22 protein-coding genes are annotated in these 19,375 nt (G+C 71.1%); 10 read left to right on the forward strand and 12 right to left on the reverse strand.

Annotated features, from left to right (window positions below):
• Nucleotides 1-162: 162 nt before the first annotated feature.
• Nucleotides 163-882 carry a S1 family peptidase gene (locus HNR67_RS29420; protein WP_185005431.1) on the forward strand — a complete coding sequence of 240 codons (720 nt, stop codon included), beginning with the start codon at nt 163-165 and terminating at the stop codon, nt 880-882.
• Here HNR67_RS29420 and HNR67_RS29425 read toward each other — a convergent pair.
• Both HNR67_RS29425 and HNR67_RS29430 read right to left on the reverse strand, forming a co-directional pair.
• Nucleotides 875-1,498, reverse strand: a complete 624-nt coding sequence (locus HNR67_RS29425; RefSeq protein ID WP_185005432.1) for a YdeI/OmpD-associated family protein — start codon at nt 1,496-1,498, stop codon at nt 875-877. The genes HNR67_RS29420 and HNR67_RS29425 overlap by 8 nt on opposite strands.
• A 1-nt stretch (nt 1,499) precedes the next feature.
• On the reverse strand, nt 1,500-1,913 hold the full coding sequence (locus HNR67_RS29430) for a VOC family protein (RefSeq protein ID WP_185005433.1): 414 nt from the start codon (nt 1,911-1,913) through the stop codon (nt 1,500-1,502).
• Between the two features lie 88 nt (nt 1,914-2,001).
• On the opposite strand from HNR67_RS29430, the gene HNR67_RS29435 reads away from it, so the two are divergent.
• Entirely contained in the window at nt 2,002-2,943 is a 942-nt protein-coding gene (locus tag HNR67_RS29435) for a helix-turn-helix transcriptional regulator (RefSeq protein ID WP_185005434.1), read from the forward strand.
• A gap of 39 nt (nt 2,944-2,982) precedes the next feature.
• On the opposite strand, the gene HNR67_RS29440 is transcribed toward HNR67_RS29435, so the two are convergent.
• The 4 genes from HNR67_RS29440 to HNR67_RS29455 all read right to left on the reverse strand — a co-directional run bounded on the left by HNR67_RS29440 (nt 2,983) and on the right by HNR67_RS29455 (nt 7,409).
• Nucleotides 2,983-4,122, reverse strand: coding sequence for a hypothetical protein (locus HNR67_RS29440; protein ID WP_185005435.1), 1,140 nt, complete (start codon nt 4,120-4,122; stop codon nt 2,983-2,985).
• On the reverse strand, nt 4,119-5,270 hold the full coding sequence (locus HNR67_RS29445) for a VWA domain-containing protein (RefSeq protein ID WP_185005436.1): 1,152 nt from the start codon (nt 5,268-5,270) through the stop codon (nt 4,119-4,121). Before HNR67_RS29445 ends, HNR67_RS29440 begins: the two co-directional genes overlap by 4 nt.
• A 118-nt stretch (nt 5,271-5,388) precedes the next feature.
• Nucleotides 5,389-6,363: an NmrA/HSCARG family protein gene (locus tag HNR67_RS29450; RefSeq protein WP_185005437.1), complete on the reverse strand. Its 975-nt coding sequence runs from the start codon at nt 6,361-6,363 to the stop codon at nt 5,389-5,391.
• A gap of 17 nt (nt 6,364-6,380) precedes the next feature.
• Nucleotides 6,381-7,409, reverse strand: coding sequence for an LLM class flavin-dependent oxidoreductase (locus HNR67_RS29455; protein WP_185005438.1), 1,029 nt, complete (start codon nt 7,407-7,409; stop codon nt 6,381-6,383).
• Between the two features lie 101 nt (nt 7,410-7,510).
• On the opposite strand from HNR67_RS29455, the gene HNR67_RS29460 reads away from it, so the two are divergent.
• Nucleotides 7,511-8,344 carry a helix-turn-helix transcriptional regulator gene (locus tag HNR67_RS29460; protein ID WP_185005439.1) on the forward strand — a complete coding sequence of 278 codons (834 nt, stop codon included), beginning with the start codon at nt 7,511-7,513 and terminating at the stop codon, nt 8,342-8,344.
• On the opposite strand, the gene HNR67_RS29465 is transcribed toward HNR67_RS29460, so the two are convergent.
• Nucleotides 8,341-11,583: an AfsR/SARP family transcriptional regulator gene (locus HNR67_RS29465; RefSeq protein ID WP_246493632.1), complete on the reverse strand. Its 3,243-nt coding sequence runs from the start codon at nt 11,581-11,583 to the stop codon at nt 8,341-8,343. The two genes, HNR67_RS29460 and HNR67_RS29465, sit on opposite strands and share 4 nt — an antisense overlap.
• Nucleotides 11,584-11,781: 198 nt before the next feature.
• On the opposite strand from HNR67_RS29465, the gene HNR67_RS29470 reads away from it, so the two are divergent.
• From HNR67_RS29470 to HNR67_RS29485, 4 genes are all read left to right on the forward strand, one after another.
• Complete coding sequence (locus HNR67_RS29470; protein ID WP_185005441.1) at nt 11,782-12,093, forward strand: hypothetical protein; 312 nt, start codon at nt 11,782-11,784, stop codon at nt 12,091-12,093.
• The gene (locus tag HNR67_RS29475) at nt 12,090-12,611 is read left to right on the forward strand and encodes an RICIN domain-containing protein (RefSeq protein ID WP_185005442.1); all 522 of its coding nucleotides are present in this window, start codon (nt 12,090-12,092) and stop codon (nt 12,609-12,611) included. The genes HNR67_RS29470 and HNR67_RS29475 overlap by 4 nt, the downstream gene beginning before the upstream one ends.
• A 32-nt stretch (nt 12,612-12,643) precedes the next feature.
• Nucleotides 12,644-12,931: a hypothetical protein gene (locus HNR67_RS29480; protein ID WP_185005443.1), complete on the forward strand. Its 288-nt coding sequence runs from the start codon at nt 12,644-12,646 to the stop codon at nt 12,929-12,931.
• 113 nt (nt 12,932-13,044) lie between these two features.
• Nucleotides 13,045-13,944: an alpha/beta fold hydrolase gene (locus HNR67_RS29485; protein ID WP_185005444.1), complete on the forward strand. Its 900-nt coding sequence runs from the start codon at nt 13,045-13,047 to the stop codon at nt 13,942-13,944.
• Here the strand turns inward: HNR67_RS29485 and HNR67_RS29490 are convergent.
• On the reverse strand, nt 13,916-14,461 hold the full coding sequence (locus HNR67_RS29490; RefSeq protein WP_407645147.1) for a TetR/AcrR family transcriptional regulator: 546 nt from the start codon (nt 14,459-14,461) through the stop codon (nt 13,916-13,918). The two genes, HNR67_RS29485 and HNR67_RS29490, sit on opposite strands and share 29 nt — an antisense overlap.
• Before the next feature lie 287 nt (nt 14,462-14,748).
• Between HNR67_RS29490 and HNR67_RS29495 the strand changes: the two genes are divergently transcribed.
• The 3 genes from HNR67_RS29495 to HNR67_RS29505 all read left to right on the forward strand — a co-directional run bounded on the left by HNR67_RS29495 (nt 14,749) and on the right by HNR67_RS29505 (nt 16,415).
• Entirely contained in the window at nt 14,749-15,099 is a 351-nt protein-coding gene (locus HNR67_RS29495) for a hypothetical protein (RefSeq protein ID WP_185005445.1), read from the forward strand.
• A gap of 145 nt (nt 15,100-15,244) precedes the next feature.
• Complete coding sequence (locus HNR67_RS29500; RefSeq protein WP_185005446.1) at nt 15,245-15,469, forward strand: hypothetical protein; 225 nt, start codon at nt 15,245-15,247, stop codon at nt 15,467-15,469.
• A gap of 82 nt (nt 15,470-15,551) precedes the next feature.
• Nucleotides 15,552-16,415, forward strand: coding sequence for a sigma factor-like helix-turn-helix DNA-binding protein (locus HNR67_RS29505; protein WP_185005447.1), 864 nt, complete (start codon nt 15,552-15,554; stop codon nt 16,413-16,415).
• Here HNR67_RS29505 and HNR67_RS29510 read toward each other — a convergent pair whose 3' ends face one another.
• The 4 genes from HNR67_RS29510 to HNR67_RS29525 form a co-directional block, all read right to left on the reverse strand.
• Entirely contained in the window at nt 16,416-16,991 is a 576-nt protein-coding gene (locus HNR67_RS29510; protein ID WP_185005448.1) for a PadR family transcriptional regulator, read from the reverse strand. It lies immediately after the preceding gene.
• Between the two features lie 29 nt (nt 16,992-17,020).
• Nucleotides 17,021-17,410: a VOC family protein gene (locus HNR67_RS29515; RefSeq protein ID WP_246492623.1), complete on the reverse strand. Its 390-nt coding sequence runs from the start codon at nt 17,408-17,410 to the stop codon at nt 17,021-17,023.
• Nucleotides 17,411-17,478: 68 nt separating this feature from the next.
• The gene (locus HNR67_RS29520; RefSeq protein ID WP_185005449.1) at nt 17,479-18,441 is read right to left on the reverse strand and encodes a helix-turn-helix domain-containing protein; all 963 of its coding nucleotides are present in this window, start codon (nt 18,439-18,441) and stop codon (nt 17,479-17,481) included.
• Between the two features lie 180 nt (nt 18,442-18,621).
• Entirely contained in the window at nt 18,622-19,275 is a 654-nt protein-coding gene (locus HNR67_RS29525; RefSeq protein ID WP_185005450.1) for a hypothetical protein, read from the reverse strand.
• Nucleotides 19,276-19,375: the final 100 nt, after the last annotated feature.

Consider the following 19,375-nt stretch of genomic DNA (forward strand, 5'->3'; position numbering starts at 1 on the left):
GGGGGTACCCGACCTCTGTTGGATGTTGCTTGCGCATGGAGGGTGGTGCGCTGGGGCACGTACCGGAATTTCTGTGGAAGGAATCCGATCGTGCGAGAAACCCTGCGAAAGTTTGCCCGTTGCGCCGCAGTTGTGGCCACTGCTGCGGTGTGTGTGATTCCCATGGGCGGTCTGGCCAACGCCGCCCCCGCCGGTGACGTCGATCCCCTGATCGTCGGCGGCACCACGACCACCACCGAGGCCCATCCCTGGACGGTCGCGGTGTTCCACAGCAACCGCGAGCACTGCGGTGGCACCCTGATCGCGCCCAACAAGGTGCTTACCGCGGCGCACTGCACCGATGGTGATCCGGCCTCGCGGTTCTCCGTGGTCGCCGGGCGCACCGACATGCGCACCACCAAGGGGGTGGTGGCCAGGGTGACCAAGTACTGGCAGCACCCTGGTTTCCGGTCGGTGGAACAGGGTGACGACGTCGCGGTGCTGACTCTGGACCGCAACCTGGAGCACAAGACCCTGCCGCTGGTGACCTCGGCGGACACCGGGCTGTACCGGGCCGGCACCGTCACCACCACGCTGGGCTGGGGCGATATCCGGCCTGGCGGGCCGTCCTCGCCGGTGTTGCGGAAGGTGGACGTGCCGCTGACCAGCGATGCCAACTGCAAGGCCGCCTACAGCGAGTACAACGCCACCTCGATGGTCTGCGCCGGTCTGCCCGAGGGCGGCAAGGACTCCTGTCAGGGTGACTCCGGCGGTCCGCTGGTCACCGCGGGCAAGCTGGTCGGCGTGGTGTCCTGGGGCGAGGGTTGTGCCCAGGCCGGGAAGCCCGGTGTGTACGCGCGGGTGATCAGTTACCTGGATCTGATCAAGCAGCAGCTCAGGTGAGTTCTCCGGTGCGCGGTCGTGCTGGCCGCGCACCGGCGCCCTGGCGGGAGTGGGGACTGGGGCGGGGGCTGGGGTGGTTGGCGCGAAGGTTGATCGCGGCCAGTGACACGGTTTGCTCGATGCGGCGTTGTCTGGTGTCCGGGCGTTTGGCGCTGGCTATCCAGTCCAGGATGAGGCGTTTCGAGGAGGGTGGGAACTGGTCGAAGTGGTTGCGGGCCAGGGGGTTGCGGTCGAGTTGGGTGTGTAGGTCCGCGGGTGGGGTGGTCGGGGGTTGCCAGGTTCCGGTGGACTTGGCCAGGTCGATCATGGCTTGGCCGGGTGGGGTCATCAGGCCGCGTTCGATCATGGTGGCGGCGCGGTCCCGGTTGAGCCTGCTCCAGGTGCTGCGGGGTTTGCGTGGGGTGAAGCGCAGGCGGGAGCTGGTGGGGTCGTGTTTGCGGTGGTGGCTGTCGATCCAGCCGAAACAGAGGGCCTGTTCGATGGCCTCGTGGTAGCGCGGGCTGGGGGTGGGGCTGTCCTTGTGCTGGATGATCAGCCAGATCTCGGACTCGGACTGGCTGTGGGCGGTCAGCCAGGTTCGCCAGTCCTCGGTGGTTGGCGCGGTGAAAGTGTTCATCTCACTCCCCCGCCTGGCCGGCGAGCACGTTGAGGTAGTGCTGGTTGAACATGATGCCCAGGATGTTGCCGAAGGGGTCGATCACCGAGGCGGTGACGAAGCCGGGGCCGTGTTCGGTCGGACCCTGCTGCGCGGTGCCGCCCAGGTCGAGCAGGCGCTGGTAGGCGGACTCGATGTCGTCGACGGCCCAGTAGGTCAGGGTGCCGCCGGTGGCGCCGGCGCCGGGCGGAGCGAAGCGGCGGTCCAGGATGCCGAGTTCGTGCTGGTAGTCGCCGATGCGGAACTCGATGTAGGCGGGTTTGCCGTCGAGCCGGCGTTCGAAGTAGGGCTGGACGCCGAGGAGTTCGGTGTACCAGGCGACGGCGGCCGTGACGTCCTCGGCGAAGAAGTTGTGGGTGGTGAGACCTCGCAGCATCGGGGTTCCTCTCGCTTGGGCTGACGGGAACCATGTTGCGGCTTAAAGTGCTCATCAACTGAGCACTTTTCCGGAGAAGCTGAAACACATGCGCGCTGACCGACTTGTGGCCACCCTGCTGCTGATGCAGGCCCGGGGCCGGGTGACCGCGGCCGAGCTGGCCGCGGAGCTGGAGGTGTCGGTGGCCACCGCCCGCCGGGACCTGGAATCGCTGTCCACGGCGGGCATCCCGGTGTACCCGCAACCCGGCCGCGGTGGTGGCTGGTCGCTGGTCGGCGGGGCCAGGACCGATCTCAGCGGGCTCTCCTCGGCCGAGGCGCAGGCATTGTTCCTGCTGGTCGGACCAGCCGCGGCGGTCTCCGGGGAGGCGAAGGCGGCGTTGCGGAAGCTGGTGCGGGCGTTGCCGAGCACCTTCCGTGCGGACGCCGAGGCGGCGGCCGACGCCACGATGATCGACTCGACCCGCTGGGGTGAGCGGGACCGGCAGCGGCCGGCGATGGTGGAGCTGTTGCAGTCCGCGGTGGTGCGCCGTCGCAAGGTGCGGTTGAACTACACCAGCGGCGCGCGGGAACGTTCCGAACGCCTGGTCGAGCCGTGGGGGCTGGTCGACAAGGACGACATCTGGTACCTGCTCGCGGGCACGGACAAGGGGCAGCGGACCTTCCGGGTGGAGCGGATCGTCGAGGCCGTGGTCACCGAGGAACCCGCCGACCGGCCGGATGACTTCGCGCTGGCCGCCGCCTGGGACAAGGTGGTGGGTGAGGTGGAGCAGAAGCGGTCCCGGACCTGGGCGACGGTGGTGATCGAGTCGCGGTTCGTTTCGGTGCTGCGCAACCAGTTCGGGCGGCATTGCGAGGTCGACGAGGAGCGCGACGGGCGGTCGCGGGTGCGGCTGGGCGCGCCGACGGCGCTGGATCTGGCGCGCAACCTGGCGGGCTGGGGCACCATGATCGAAGTGCTGGAACCCGTTGCGGTGCAGGCGGAACTGGCCCGGATCGGCGCCGAGCTGGCCGGGCGGTACGCCACCTGAGAACTACCTGGTGGGCGCGGGCGCGGTGCTACCGACGACCTACTTGGTGGGTGCGGGCGCGGTGCTACCGAAGGGAATCGGGGCCTTGGGGACCTTCTTGAATATCTCCGAACAGGCGTAGGCACCACCGCGGTCGGCGAGGTCGGTGGTGGCCAGGCAGACGTAGCGGCCGGAGGTGGTCAGGTCCAGGTTGCAGGTCGCGCTGGCGCCGGGAATCCCTTGCAGGGTGGTTGGTTTGTCCTCGCAGCCGAACCAGATCGGCTGGCCCTGGTGGCCGCGGCCCATCCAGGCGCCGGAGATGGTGGCGCGTAACGGGGCGATCGTCCCGGCGGGGACGGTGAACTCGCAGCGTCTGGACTTCAGACCGGTGGGCAGCGCACAGGCTTTGGTGTCCGGCGCGTTGATGCTGATCTCGGCGGAGAACACCGACATAGCGACCGCGACCTGCACGAGTGCTCGCTCGGGTGGCTTGGTCGTGCTGGTGGGCGGGGCGATCGAACCGGCCTCGGTGGCGCGTGGCAGCACGAGTTCCCGGAGCGAGGTGGCCAGTTCGGCGGTGCTGGCGGCCAGTTTGGGTTTGGGGGCACCGGCGGCCGCGGCGAGCTGGGTCAGTTTTGGTTGCTGGTCGGGTGGGACCTGCAGGCCGACGAAGCGGAACTCCAGGGACAGACCGGCTTCGGCGACCTTGTCCTGGATGAGTTTCTTGACCTCGGCCTCGTTCTGGTTGCAGGCGTCGACGCCCTGGCGGGTGACCACGATGATGCGGTTGGTGGTCCAGCCGCGGAACGGGTAGAGCCCGGCGAAGTCCTCGATGGCGCCGAGGATGCCGGCCACCAGGGTGCTGCGGCCCGCGGCGGTGACCCGGCGCAGCGCGTCGGCGACCTGTTTGCCGGTGCCGGTGGCCGGGCCGACGAGTTCGCTGGTGTTGGCCGGGCTGCCGCACTCGCCGCCAAAACGGCGCAGGGACAGCGAATCCGTCGCGGCGCTGTTGACCGCGGCCGCGCCGACCGCCTGGGCGAGGGGGCCGAACCCGTCGGGGGCGGCGGAGGAGTCGACCAGGAGAGCGGTGCGGTGGTTGGGGATGAGGAAGTAGACGATCACCGCGGCGGCCACCAGGATCAGCGTGAGCAGCGCGGCGATCAGGCGTAATCGGCGGCGGGGCTTGACGGGCGCGGTCATCGCGGGGCCGCCGGGGCAGTGGCGCGCAGGGCGGCGATGGCCTTGTTCATGCTGGTCACCTTGGCGTTGTAGTCGGCGGCGAAGCCACGGAAGGCGGTCAGGCCGGGGTCGAGGGACTGGGCCGAGCGGGCGGTGGCGAGCAGGCTGTTGGCCGCGGTGAGGATGCGGTCGAGCTGGGCGCGCAGTGCGTCGGCCTGGCGCTGGATGTCCTGTGCCTGCTGGGTTCTGGCCCGCTCGCGCAGGCCGTCCAGGCGCGGACCGGCCTGCCCGGCGGACTCCCTGGCCTCGGCCAGGGTGCGCTCGGCGACGTCCAGGCGGCCCTCGACGATGGCGGTGCCCGCGGTGTTCACCCGTTCCACGGTGGGGTTGAAGATGTCCACGATCTCCTTGGCGTAGCGCAGCACGGGTTCGGCGTTGGTCACGAACTCCAGTGCCGCGTCCAGCCCGGCCTGATCGGCGGCGAACAGCGGTTCCGGTGCGCCCGCGCCGCCGGCGATCTGTTTGAGCCGGTCGCGCTGGTCGCCGGGGAGCTGGTAGCCGACCAGGCGCAGTTCGATGGTCAGGCCCGCGGCGGCCAGCCGGTCCTTGATCTCCTTGCCGACGAAGGCGGTGTCCTCGTCGCAGGCGTCGGTGCCGTGCCTGGTGACCAGGATGATCCGGTTGACCTGGGTGGCTCGCAGGGTGAACGGGCCGGCGAAGTCCGCCACCGCCTCCACCACCCCGCGCAACAGGGTGGGCCTGCCACCGCGGCGCTGCCCGGCGGCCTGGGTGATCTCCTGGCGGTTGCCGGTGCCGAAGTCGACCAGCTGGGTGGTGTTGTCCGGCGCGCCGCACTCACCGCCGAAACCCCGCAGGGCCAGCGAGTCCTGGTCACCGGCGTTCTGCACGGCCTGGCGCAGTGAGCGGGCGATGCTCTCCGGTTCCTCGGCGGTGGTGTCGATCAGGAACTGGGTTCGGTAGGTCGGCGCTAACCAGGGCAGCACCCAGCTCGCCACCGCCCAGGTGCCGCCGCCCAGCAGCGCCACCACGATCAGCAGCACCAGCGCCCGGCTCAGCGCGGGCGGCAGGCCGAGGTTGACGAAGAGGTTCCACATCCGGTTGTTGTCGCCCTGCTGGATTCCCTGACTGCCTCGCGCGTCGACCTCCACCCCGGAGACGGTCGCAGTGCCGCGTCACAACCCGAGGGGACGGTGCGTAACAGGTCGATCACCACACGTGTCCAACCGGCTCGCCCGGCCGGGTGGTTCCGGCCGGGCGTGGACGCGGTCAGTCGCGCGGGATCTTCGCCGCGTTCGCCTTCAGCCAGTCGGTCAGCGACTGCAGGCGCGGGTTGAGTTCGCGGACCTGGTTCAGGTCGCGGGCGCCGACGAAGTAGTCGGCGGTGTCGGCGTAGAACTGGAAGGTGGCGGCGATCTCGTCGGCGATGGGATGACCGGAGGCGCGGACCGCGTCCGGGGTGAGCGGGCGGAAGCTGACCGGTTCGCCGAGCACCTCGGTGAACAGCGCGGCGATCTCCTTGCCGGTGGCGTGCGTGCCCGCGATGGCCACGGTGCGGCCGACGAACTCGCCGCCGCGGTTGAGGATGCCGTAGGCGGTGCGGCCGATATCCTCCACCGCGATCATCGACATCGGGCTGTCCCCGATCGGCGTGGTCAGCACCAGGTCGCCGTTGGCGTCCCGCGCCGGGCCCTGACCGGCCAGGAACGCCTCGTAGAAGAAGGTGGTCTGCAGGAAGGTGGTGGGCACGCCCAGCTCGGTGAACCGGGCGTCCGCCTCGGCCTTGGCGTCGAAGTGCGGGACCTTGTAGCGGCCCAGCAGGGTGGGCGGGTTGATGCCGCGGTGGGTGAACTGCGGCCTGGAATCGTCCAAAGTGGACCAGATGACGTGCTTGAGGCCGACCTCGGCGGCGATCTTGGCCGCGGTGTGCGCCTGGTCGATCTCCATCTGGGCCCGGTCGCGGGCGGCCTCCTGCTCGGGGGTGAGCGGGGCCCAGAAGTTGGTCACCACGAACGCGCCGTAGGCACCGGTGAAGGCGCGGCGGATGCTGTCCTCGTCGTCCAGGTCGGCCTGCACCACCTCGGCCCCACTGGCGGCCAGCAGCCGGGCGGCGGGCGAGGCGGGGTCGCGGGTGATGGCGCGCAACGCGAACGGGCCGTTGTGGTCGTCCAGGATCGCGCGGGCCAGGCCGCCGCCCTGGGCCCCGGTGGCGCCGATGACTGCGATGATCTTCTTGTCGGACAAGGGAAACGCTCCTCGGTTCAGTGGGTGGACAGCAGTTCGCGGACGCGGGGCGCTACCTCGCGGCCGTACAGGTCGATGGCCCGCAGCAGGGACTCGTGCCCCAGACTGGCCATGCCGTACTTCAGGTCGAAGCGGGTCGCGCCGAGCTGCCGCAGGGTGGCCGCGATCTTGGTGGCCACGGTCTCCGGCGAGCCGACGTAGAGCGCGCCGCGCGGGCCGACCTCCGCCTCGTAGGACTCCCTGGTCGGCGGGCGGAAGCCGCGTTGCCGGGCGGCCCGGCCGAAGGCGTCCAGGTAGTGCGGGAAGAACTCCTCGCGGGCGATCGCGTCGGTCTCGGCCAGGTGTCCCGGCGAGTGCACGCCGATGGGCAGGTCCGGGCCGCCGGTGTGCTTGAGGGTCTGCCGGTACAGCTCGGCGAACGGGCGGAACCGGGCGGCCGGACCGCCGATGATCGCCAGCATCAGGGACAGTCCGTGCTGGGCGGCGCGGACCACCGACAGCGGGGTGCCGCCGACGCCGATCCAGGTGGGCAGTGCGCCGGAGGTGGTGTGCGGGAAGACCTCGATGCCGTCCAGCGCGGGCCGGAACTTTCCGGTCCAGGTGACCGGCTTCTCCTCGCGCAGCTGGGCGAACAGGTCGGCCTTCTCGGCGAACAGCTCGTCGTAGTCGGCCAGGTCGAAGCCGAACAGCGGGAAGGACTCGGTGCTGGAGCCGCGGCCAAGGATCACCTCGGCCCGGCCACCGGAGAGCGCGTCCAGGGTGGCGTAGCGCTGGAAGACCCGGACCGGGTCGTCGGTGCTGAGCACGGTGACCGCCGAGCCCAGCCGGATCCGCTCGGTGCGGGCGGCGATGGCGGCCAGCACCAGGTCCGGTGCGGACAGCGGCATCTCGGCGGTGTGGTGCTCGCCGATGCCGAAGTAGTCCACCCCGGCGGACTCGGCGTGCACACCCTGCTCGACCAGCAGGCGGATGCCCTCGGGCTGGCTGGCACTGTCCGGCACGTCGCCGAAGGTGTCCAGGCCGAGGGTGAGGGTCGTGGCGGTCATGGCACCCACGCTGCACCCGCCGCGCGGCCCGCGCGCGCCCCTGCGGTGGGTACCAACGCCAGGGGATGGCAGCCCGGCCGCGAGGGGGCGATCATGGGTGCATGGGTGAGAACCGGAGCACGGCTGACGAGCTGGCCGACTTCCTGCGGGCCCGGCGGGCCGCGCTCACGCCGGAGACCGTCGGGGTGCCCACCTACGGCCAGCCACGCCGGGTGCCCGGCCTGCGCCGGGACGAGGTGGCCCAGCTGGCCGGGATCAGCGTGAACTACTACACCCGGCTTGAGCAAGGCGAGAGCCATCAGATGTCGGACTCGGTGCTGTCCGCGCTGGCCGCCGCCCTGCAGCTCAACGTGGACGAGCACGCGCACCTGCTCCGGCTGGCCCGCCCAGCCCAGACGGTGCGCCGCGGCACCGGTCCGGAGACGGTCCGGCCCTCGATGCTGACGTTGCTGGAGAGCAACACCGAACAGGCCGCGGTGCTGGTCGGCCGCAGCACCAACCTGCTGGGCGCCAACCGGCTGGGCTACGCCCTCTACGGCCTGCGCCCGGACCAGCGGCCGAACCTGACCAAGCTGATGTTCCTCTCCCCCGAGATGCGCGATCTGCTGCCGGACTGGCCGGAGCAGGCCCGCAACGCCGCCTCCTACCTGCGGGCGGCGACCAGTGATCATCCGGATGACGAGATGCTGGCGGCGCTGATCGGCGAGCTGAGCATCAAGAGCACGGATTTCGCCCGGATCTGGGCCGAGCATCCGGTGGCGGAATGCCTGCACAAGACGCAGAAGTTCCGGCATCCGCTGGTCGGCGAGCTGGTGTTGCAGGAGGAGATCCTGCGGCTGCCGGATGATCCGAGTCAGCGGCTGATCTTCCTGGGCGCGGAGCCGGGCACGCCTTCGGCCGAACGGTTGCGATTGCTGGACTCGCTGGTGTCCTAGCGACCGAGTGCGGCGGCCAACTCGGCCAGGTAACCGGTCACCGGGCCGAAGGTGAGCAGGCCGCTGCCCGCACCGGCGAGTTCGCCGGCCGCGGGCAGCAGCTCGGTGTGCGCGCGTTCGATGAGTTCGCGGTCCCGCAAGGCAACGGCGGTGCGGGCGAGCAGGGCAAGGCGGGCCTCGGTGAGCAGGTCGGCCGGGGTGTCCGGGAGGGCTCGGGCGGCGGCCAGGGCGGCGGGGCGTTCGCCTGAGGCGAGCAGGGCCAGTGGGCGGACCCAGTCCAGGTACGGGCCCCATTCCGCGGTCAGGTCCACTGTGGACTGTGAGTTGCGCTGGAGATCCAAGGACAGCAAGGACAGTGGCAGCAGGCTGTTGGCGAGGCCGGGCATGCCTGCGGTGTCCAGGCGGGTGGCGGCGGCGCGGTAGGCGGCCTCGGATTCGGTGAACCGGCCAGCGGCGGAGTGGCGCAGGGCGGCGTAGAACTCGGTGAAGACGGCCACGAGTGGGAGCTGGTGGCGGTCGGCGAGTTGATCGACGGCGGTGGCGTGCTGGTCGGCGGCGGCGAAGTCGGACCGGGCGGCGCAGGCCTGGATCAGGATGAGGTGGGCCAGGACCTCGAAGGTGATCAGGCCGTGTTCGCCGGACAGGGCAAGGAGTTCGTGGCCGAGGGCGGCGCGTTCCGGGGACATGCCCGCGTGGTCGAAGGTGTGCAGGAAACGGCCGTTGAGGGCGAAGGCGAGCAGGGCCGGGTCGGTCAACTCCCTGGCCAGGGACTCGGCTTCGGCGGCGGCCGTGCGGGCGCGGGTGGAGCGGGTGCCACGGAGTTCCATGGCGAGGGTGGCCAGTAGGCGGGCCCGGTCGGCGATCCGGTGCGGGGGCAGGGCGGCGAGGGTGCGTTCGGTGACGGCGACCACCTGGGCGGCGATCGCCGGGTCGTCGTGGGTGGTCCAGCTGCCGGGCACGTCGAAGGCGGCGATGACCCTGGCGGTCAGTTCGGGGTCGCCGAGGGATTCGGCTTCGGCCAGGGTGCCGGCGCGCTGGTCGCGGGCGGTGTGCAGGTGGCCGGTGACGGCCTGGTTGCGGATCAGGCCCATCCGGAGTTCGAGGCGGGTGCGCGGGTCGCCGTCGTGCGCGTCGAGGGCGGCCTGGTAGTGGCGGGCGGCTTCGTGTGGGGCGAAGCGGGATTCGGCCAGGCGGGCCGCGGCGGCGGCGTAGTGCGCGCGACGGTCGGCGGGGGCACGGGATCCGGCCAGTAGGTGGTGGTGGGCCAGGGCGTCGATGTCGTTGGGGCGCAGGCTTTCCAGGGTGTGCGCGAGGGTGGCGTGCCAGCGGGACCGGCGGGATTCGGAGACCTCCTCGTAGAGGGTGTCGCGGACCAGGGCGTGTGCGAACCGGAGGCGGTCGGGGCCGGACTCGGTGAGGAAACCCAGCAGCAGGGCGGCATCCAGGGTGTCCAGGACCAGGTTCTCGTTGCCGGACAGGGTGATCAGCAGGTCCAGGTCGGGGTCCCGGCCGATCACGGCGGCCTGGCGGAGCACGGTGCGGGCGTCCGCGGACAGGGCGCCCAGGCGGTGGCGGATCACCTCGCGGACCCCGGCCGGCACAGCGAGGTCGCCCTGGGTCTCGTAGTGCCGGGCGAGTTCGCGGGCGAAGAAGGGGTTGCCGCCACTGCGTTCGTGGATGGCGTGCAGCACGCGGGCCGGGAGTTCGCGCTGGGCGGTGGTGCGGACGAGGTCGGCGGTGGCGGACTCGGGCAGGCCGGTGAGGTAGACGCGGGTGGGTTCGGCGGGGGCGATGCGGGCGAGCAGGTCGGCCAGGCCGGGGGTGATCTGGGTGGAGCGGTGGGTGGCGACGATGCGGATGGGGCGCGGCGGGGGTTCGGTGACCAGGGTGGCGAGCAGGGCGAGGGTTTCCTCGGTGGCGCGGTGCAGGTCGTCGAGGACGAGCAGGAGTGGGGCCTGCCGGGCGAGAGTGTCCACATAGGACAGGACGGTGCGGTGGAAGTGGAAGCGGTCCTCGGGGGGTGTGGCGGGGAGGGGGTGGTGGGTGGCGAGGGCGGTCAGGATCTGGGTCCAGGGCCAGGTGGCGGGGGTGTCGGGGTGTTCGGGGTTGCGGCCCCAGGCGGTGCGCCAGCCTTGGGCGGCGAGGGTGCTGGTGAGGGCTTCGGCGAGGGCGGTTTTGCCGGAGCCGGGTTCGCCGGAGATGAGGGACAGGTGCAGGCGGGGTGGGGTGCGGGTCAGGAGGGCGAGTTCGGTGCCGCGGCCCAGGAGTGGGGGGTTGAGGGGCGAGGGTGGTTGGGGCGAATCGGTGGCTTGGCCGGGGTGCGGGGGTCCCGGGGCGAGACCGGGCAGTGGGGTTGGCTGGGCGGCTTCGGTGGCGCGGCCGGGGTGCGAGGGGGCGTGGAGGGGGTGCAGGGTCGCGGTGGCGGAGGTCGCGGTGACGGCGGTGGCGGTGACGGCGGTGGCGGTGACGGGGCTCGCGGTGGCGGGGGTCGCGGTTGGGTGTGTGCGTGGGGCGTCCAGGTGTGGGGCCTGGGCGAGGATGTCCGCTTCCAACTGGCGGAGGGCGGGACCCGGGTCCACGCCCAACTCGGTGACCAGGGCGTTTCTCGCGGTACGCAGGGCTTCCAGGGCGTCGTGCTGGCGGCCGGTGCGGTAGAGGGCCAGGGCCAGTAGCTGCCAGGCGTGTTCGCGCCAGGGGTGGGTGGTGATGTGGGCGCGCAGGTCGGCGGCGACCGCGGCGGACTGGCCTTGCGCCAGGGCGGCTTCGGCTCGGCGTTCGACGGCCAGCAGGCGGAGTTCGTCCAGGCGGGCGATTTCCGGGCGGGCCCAGGGTTCTTCGGCGAACTCGGCGTAGGCGGCACCGCGCCACAGGGCGAGGGCTTTGTCCAATGTGGACAGGTCGAGGGTGGCGAGGGCGACCTCGAACCGGGTGGCGTCGACCGCGTCGGGGGCGGTGCGCAGGGCGTAGCCGGGGGTCTCGGTGACCAGCAGGGTGGCGGGGGTCCTGGGGGCGCGGCCTGGCTCCAGGGACTGGCGGAGGGTGTTGATGAAGGTCTGGAGCGCGCCAAGGGCGCCGTCGGGCGGGTCTGCCCACAGGTCGTTGATGAGGGTGCGGACCGGGACCACCCGGCGGCGGGCGATCAGCAGCCGGGCCAGGATGGCGCGCTGACGGGGACCTTTGAGGGTGACCGGGCCGTGCTCGTCCGCGGCCACCAGCGGGCCGAGTACGCCGAAGGTCATCACGGACCGAGCCTAGGTGATCAGTCGCGCTCGCGAGCTAGCCCGAATTCGCACCGCACCGCCTCTTCGGGCGCATCTCAGCTGATCTATCCGAAGTTTGGTCCACACCAGTTGACGCACTCATCCGCTCACTCCATGATCCTCCTCGAACGTCAGCTGAGATGAATGATCTCGGCGTTCACCGTAAGGGGGATTCACATGAGTAGAGCAGCACTGGCGGCGAAGGCGGCCGTGGTCGCCTTCGCCACCATCACCGCGATGGCTCCGGCCGCGATGGCCAGTTCCACCGCCGGTCCCTTCGAACCGTGCAGCGGCCCGGTCACCGAGTACACCTGCACCAGCGACGCGAACATGGACCCCGCCTTCGCCCGGCACAGCGTGCGCGGCCACGCCAGCCGCTACGCCCTCCGGCACGGCTTCTCGCCCAGGAACTGCAAGGAAACCAACCTGGACGAGTACATGAGCGGGATCTTCTACTACGCCTCGGTCACCTGGAAGTGCAGGCGATGAGCGGCAAGCGCTTCCCACTGCGGAAGATCCTGCTCGGCGCGCTGGTCCCGGCCGCCGTCCTGGCCATGAGCACCCCGGCCTCGGCCGCGGAGGCGACCTGGCGGTTCCAGAGCGCCGCCAGCGGGCTCTGCATGGAGATCGGGAACGCCTCACCGGCTCCCGGCGCGCCGGTGCAGCAGTTCCACTGTTCCAGCCGGGCCACCCGGATCAACTACGTCGACGCGGGCGGGGTGCGCTACCGCGCCATGTTGAAGCCCGTGGTCAGCGGCCTGTGCGTCACCGTGGACGACGCCTCCATCGCCGACGGCGCGCTGCTCAGCCAGCAGCCGTGCACCGGTGCGGCCAACCAGCTCTTCGACGTGGTGCCCTCGGAACCACCGGTGGGCGCGCGGCGGATCAGGGCCGCGCACAGCGGCAAGTGCGTCGGGGTCCCGCCGGGGGCCACCGGCACCGGGGTCCGGCTGATCCAGACCACCTGCGCCAACCTCTGGGACCAGTGGCAGCTCATGCGTCCCTGAAACCCTTACCAGCGAACAGAAAGGCACGACCTATGAGAGCGATTCTGACCGCCGGGCTCGTCGGCCTGGCCCTGCTGTCCACCGCGGGCGCCGCGATCGCCGCCGAGCAGGCGGACAAGGCCGACACCCGCACCTTCGTCGGCGTCGACCGGGGCTTCAACGAGAAGGAGGCCAAGGACAGGGCCTTCCTCATGGCCCGGTTCTACGCCCGCGCCAACGGTTTCCGGGCGGAGCAGTGTCAGGAGGTCAGTAGCACGGCGTACCGGATCAACATCACCTTCTGGGAGGGCAACTCCAGGCTCGTCTGCACCCGGCCCTGATCCGGCCGCGGTCACCGGGGTGTCCAGCGCCCCGGTGACCGCGTCGCGGGCTCCTGGCGAACCGCCCAGCGCTTGCTGATCGGTTGCTGATCGGGCACGGGCACGCTGCGCTCATGACACCCAGGATCACCGGATTCGACTACCAGCGGATCACCGTCGCACCGGACGTGGCACTGAATGTGGCGGTGGGCGGGACCGGTCGCCCGATCGTGCTGCTGCACGGCTTCCCGCAAACGCACCTGATGTGGCGGCACGTGGCCGCCGACCTGGCCGCCGACCACACCGTCATCGTGCCCGACCTGCGCGGCTACGGGGCCAGCGACAAACCGGCCGAGGGCTACGCCAAGCGCACCATGGCCGCGGACATCGTCACGTTGGCCGCGGCGCTGGGGCACCAGCGGTTCGCACTGGCCGGGCACGACCGGGGCGCGCTGGTCGCGATCCGGGCCGGACTGGATCACCCGGACGTGGTCACCCACCTGGCCTCGCTGGACGTGCTGCCGACCGCGGACATGTGGCAGGTCATGCGCGGGCGGTCGGCGGCGATCGGCTTCCACCTCTACCTGATGGCCCAGCCGCCGGGACTGCCGGAGGCGATGATCAGTGCCAGCGCGGACGCCTTCTTCGGCTACTTCCTGGATCTCTGGACCAAGGATCCGGCCGCGATCCCGGCCGAGATCCGCGCGGCCTACCTGGACGCCTGCCGGGACGCGGTGCCCTCGATCGTCGCGGACTACCGGGCCAGCGCCGGGGTGGACGTCGAGCACGACCAGGCGGACCGGGCGGCGGGCAACCAGCTGCGGATGCCGGTGACGGTGTTGCAGCAGGACTGGGGGTCGGCGCTGGGCTTCGACGCGGCCGGGCTGTGGCGGGCCTGGGCGCCCGCGGTCGAGCACAAGACGGTGTCCTGCGGGCATTTCATGGCCGAGGAGGCGCCCGCGGTGGTGGTCGGCGCGTTGCGGGAACTGCTGGCCCGCCGGCCCGTCACCGGTTCGCGCGCAGGTAGCCGGTGATCATCGCGACCAGCTCGTGCTCCAGCCGGGTGGTGTCGATGGAGCCGGGGGCGGCGATGAGCTGGTGCACGGTCAGCTCCACCGTCGAGGCCACCAGCCGGGCGGCGGTGTCCTTGTCCCGCACCAGGACTTCCGGATGCCGCTCGAACAGCTCGCGCAGGTCGCCGATCATCGCCCACTCCAGCCGGGTCACCCGCTCCAGCAGCTCGCCGGAGCGGGGCGCCTGCTCGATCATCACCCGCAGCAGCGCCGGATCGTCGAGATGGTTCTCGATCACGGTGTGCACGAACACCCGGACGATCTCCTCGATCGGGTCCGGCCGGTCCCGGTACTGGCGCAGCGTCTCGGCGGCCCGGTCGCCGTCGAGGTGGCGGGTGAGCAACTCGGCCAGGATCGCGTCCTTGTTGGGGTAGTACTGGTACAGCGAGCCGATCGAGATCCGGGCCCGCCGGAGGCCATGGTCAAGGACAAGGTGCAGGACCGGATCGATCACCACGTGCGCCACTTCATCGCGCACGCCCCGTTCCTGGCCCTGGCCACCTCGGATGCCACCGGCCTGCGGGAGGTGTTGCGGGTCAACGGTCGCGCCTACCCCAGCGACGAACCGGACGTGCTGGCCCGGATGCGGATCGAGGGCCGGGCGGCGGAGATCCCGTCGATGGCCGGGATCTCCGCCGAGCAGATGGGGCTCCAGGTGGATCCGGCGGTCCTGGCGGCCAACTCGAGGCCGGGTACCGGCAGTTGTACTGACGGGCCTGCCTTTTCCGGTACATATGTCGGTATCCGGATGAACTGGGGGTTCACGTGGATCGGCGGTCCGAGCACTACGACCCGGTGGACGGCGAGTACACCTACTTCGGCTGGGTGCGGGAGGGCGACCCGTCCGACCAGCTGTCGGAGCTGCTCCGGCACTGGACCACCCCGCAGGGCCACCACCACGAGCAGCGCTACACGCACGACCGGGGCTGGGTGCGCAGCTGGATCTGGGAAGACGTCAAGGACAACCGCAAGAGCGGCTGGGTGCTGCCGGTCACGGCGGAGGCCGCCGAGCGGTTCAAGGCGGAGCTGGCGGTGGCGGTGATCGCGGCCGCGTATCTGGAGGAGCGGCGCCAGGCAGACTGGGCCAACCCGGTGATACCGCCGGTACGACCCTGACGGCCTTGCCCTGCCGTCGGATCCGGCCGCCCGACTCCCGCTCAGTGCTGAGCCGGAGTTGGTCCCGCAGAGGCTCTCGCGCACCGCGCGCCGTCACTAGCCTGGCCCGCGGCATCTACCGAATCTCGTTGAAGGGGAACCACCTGTGGCTGTATCCGTGGACCTGGCCAAGCAGCTCGACAAGGCGTACGAGAACCTGACCGTGGCCGAGGTTCTGGACGCGCCGGTCGCCGCGCTGGCCGGTGTCAGCGATGGCGATGGTGAGAAGCTGGCCGCCGCCTTCGGCATCAAGACGGTCCGCGACCTGGGCACCAACAAGTACTTCAAGCTGGCCGCCGCGCTGGCCGCGATCGGCGACAACGGCAAGTGATCCGGGCGTGGCCGGGGGTTGCTGACCGCCCCCGGCCGCCGCACCGCGGGTAAGTCGCCGCGCTGCGGGTAACCTCCGGCCCGTGCGGGTCTTCGAGGAACATCGGTCCCGCCTGTTCGGCCTGGCCTACCGGCTACTCGGTTCGGCGGCGGAGGCCGAGGACGCGGTACAGGACGCCGCCCGTCGCTGGCACCTGGCGGATCGGGCGCTCATCGACGTGCCCGCGGCCTGGCTCACCACGGTGGTCGCCAACCTGTGCCTGACCCGGCTGAGTTCGGCCCGTGCCCGCCGCGAGGACTACGTCGGCACCTGGCTGCCGGAACCGGTGCTCACCGCCGACGGCGCGCTCGGCCCACTCACCACGCCGGCGCAACGGGATCTGGTGTCGCTGGGCACGCTGGTGCTGCTGGAGGGGCTGACCCCGGTGCAGCGCGCGGTGTTCGTGCTGGCCGAGGCGTTCGACCAGTCGCACGGCGAGATCGCCGCGATCCTGGACGTCGAGGAATCCCACTCCCGGCAGCTCCTGCACCGGGCCCGTGAACACCTCGCCACCGAACACCGGTACCCCCCGGACCGCTCCGCCCAGCAGCGCATCGTGACCCGGTTCCTGGCCGCGGTGCTCAACGGCAACGCGGCCGGGCTGGAGCAGTTGCTCGCCGAGGACGTGGTCTCCTGGGCCGACGGCGGCGGCACCACCGCGGCCCGCCGCGCGATCACCGGCAAGCCCAGGGTGCTGCGTTACCTGCTCGGCCTGTCAAAGCACCCGCAGGTCTCCCTGGTCAACGGCACCACCGCCGAGGTCAACGGGCATCCCGCGGCGCTGCTGCGGATCGGCAGGACACTGACCGCGATCCTGGCCCCCGCGCTGGACGGGGACCGGATCACCCGGCTGCACCTGATCGTCAACTCGGCCAAACTCGGTTACGCCGCCCGCCAGCTGCGGTGATCAGGCCGGGGCTTCCGGCTCCCCCGCCATCCGGTACGCGCCTTCCTCCAGCCGGCGGACCAGCCGGGCGGTCCACTCCGCCCGGCTGTCCGCGGTGTGCAACCACAACCGCAACACCTCACCCACCGGCCCCCAGCCGTCCAGATCCGTCTCCGGCGGCAGCCCCCCGGTGACGCTGGCCCGCCACTGGGCCATCGCCGCGGTCCGCCTGCCCAGCAGCTCGATCGCCTCCGCGCGGGGCAGGTCCTCGATCAGGCCGACCGCGGCGGCCAGCTGGTCCAGACCGGGGTCGTGACTGCTGAGGGCCTTGCGCAGCAACGAGAAGTAGGTCTGCTCGCCCTGCTCGGTGAGTTCGTACTCCATCCGCGGCGGTCCGCCGGCCTCACTCGGCCTGGTCTCGTGCAGCACCAGCAATCCCTGCCCGGTCATCGCCTTGAGCGCGTGGTAGACCGAGCCGGAGGTGGCGTTGGACCACTCGTGCGCGCCCCAGCTCTCCAGGTCCGCGCGAACCTGGTAGCCGTGGGCGCGCCCGTGTCGCCGCACCGCGCCGAGCACCAGCAGCCGAACCGCCGACATGGACTTCTCCCTTTTTCCCTAGCCCGCGCTCAGAGCCCGGTCTTGCTCAACCACCACAGGGTGCCGAACGGGTCGATGAAGCCGCTCATCAGGGTGCCGTCCTCCTCCTTGGTCGGCGGCAGCGCCTCCCGGGCGCCCGCGGCCAGCGCCTTGGCGTGGGTGGCTTCCGGGTCCGGCACCACGGTCCAGAGCTGGACGTGCGCGGACTCCTCCGGCGTGGGCAGGCACTGGCGGCCGTCCATGCCCGCGTCGCCGAAGAACAGCACGCCGGAGCCGATCCGGGCCTCGGCGTGCACCACCCGCTCCGGGTCCTGGGCCAGCGGGATCACGTTGGACACCTCCGCCTCGAAGGTCTCGGTGATGAACTGGACGAACTCCTTGGCGCTGCGCACCATCACGTACGGGGTCAAGCCGGACATCGATTCTCCCCACTAACCAAATTTGGCTACCTGCCGAGCGAAGGCTAGCACCAGCTAGCCAAATTTGGCTAGCCCGCGGCGCGGAAGGTCCGGCGGTAGGCCGAGGGGCTGGTGCGCAGGGCGACGGTGAAGTGGTGCCGGAAGGTGACCGCGGTGTCGAAGCCGACCGCGGCGGCCACCTGTTCGATCGGGGTGTCCGTGCTCTCCAGCAGCGGCAGGCTGGCCTGCACCCGCCGGGCGATCAGCCACTTGATCGGACTCGCGCCGACGGTCCTGGCGAAGTGCCGCAGGTAGCTGCGTTCGGACATCCGGGCCCGCTCGGCCAGCACCCGCACCGTGATCGGCTCGGTCAGGTGGGCCAGCGCCCAGGCGATGCTCTCGCCGATCCGGTCGTCGCCGGGCTGGGCGGCCACCGGGCTCTCGATGTACTGCGCCTGACCGCCGTCCCGGTGCGGCGGGATGACCAGCCGCCGGGCCACCGCGTTGGCCAGTTCGGCGCCGAAGTCCTTGCGCAGCAGGTGGATGCACAGGTCCAGACCGGCCGCGCAGCCGGCGCTGGTGAGGATCCGGTCGTTGTCGATGTAGAGCGGGCGCGGGTCGACCTCGATGGCGGGATGCCTGCGCTGCAACAGATCCGTGTAGCGCCAGTGCGTGGTGGCGCGCCGTCCGTCCAGGAGTCCGGCGGCGGCGAGCACGAAGACCCCGGAGCAGATGGACACGATCCGCGCGCCCCGGCTGGCGGCCAGTCGCAGGGCGGCGATCACCGCGGGCGCGGGTTCGGCGTGCACGTCGGCCACGCTCGGGATCACCACGGTCGCGGCCTCGGCCAGCACGTCCAGGCCGTGCCGGACCAGGAGTTCCGCCCCACCGAGCACCGGCACCGGACCCGGCTGCTCGGCGCAGATGCGCACCTCGTACCAGTCCTCGCCGAGGTCCAGGTCGGGCCAGCGCAGGGCGAAGACCTCGGTGACGATCGCGGTCTCGAAGGAGGTCATGCCGTCGTAGGCGAGCACCGCCACGGTCTTGGCCATGGCGGGATCTTAGCGAAGGTTGTCGTTACCGCCACTGGTTCGGCCTGGCCGGCCCGGCGAGGCTGAGTCCATGCGGAAGTTGTTGCGGGAGTTGCGGAATCTGGCCGCTGACCTGGCTTACGGGGTGCACGCGGGCCATGCCATCCGGCACGGCCTGCCCGCACCCCGTCGCAGGCGTCGCTAGCCGCCGAGCTTGGCCAGTGCGAGGCACATGGCCTCGCTGGAGCCGACCCAGAACAGCGAGTAGTCCTCGCCGCCCTGCTTGCGGGAGCCGCGGTGGAAGCACGGCACCTGCGGTTTGCCGGGTGGCGGGTCGGCCAGGAAACCGGTCAGGGTGACCTTGAGGTAGCAGGCCGCGACCTCGGCGGCGGCGTCCAGCTTGCCGCGGATGGCCACCACCAGGCCGAGGGAGAGCGCCTGCGCCTTCTCCTGGTAGAGCACGATGCCCAGCCGGTCGGTCTGGTAGGCGCAGGTCAGCACGGTGTTGACGGTGTTCGCCGCACCCACCAGCCTGCCGAGCCGGTCCTGGAAGGCGGCCAGCGCGGCCCGCTCCGAACGCGGCACCACCCCGAGCACCTCGTCCACCAGACCGATCAGCGGCACGCACGGGTTGGCCTTGGCGATGTGGAACTTGCTGGTCAGCGTCGGCAGTACGGACCGGATCTTCGGCCCGGTCCGGTTGCAGTCCCCCGCGGTGGCCGGCGAGACCGTGGTCTGTGCGATGACCTGCTGTTTGGTCGCCGACACCGGTAGTGCCTGATCCCCCAGGTCGTCGCAGCCGCTCAGCAGCGCGACGAGTGCGATCGCGAGTCCGGCGATCACGGTTCTGCGCATGGCCCCTCCCAGGCAGGTAACAACCTGAGACACCACGATGACTTTCCGCGACCGTCTCGGCATTGTGGTCGACACCGAAGTCTTTTGCGGGGCAGGGGTG

The sequence above is a fragment of the Crossiella cryophila genome, assembly GCF_014204915.1.
Lineage (GTDB): Bacteria > Actinomycetota > Actinomycetes > Mycobacteriales > Pseudonocardiaceae > Crossiella > Crossiella cryophila.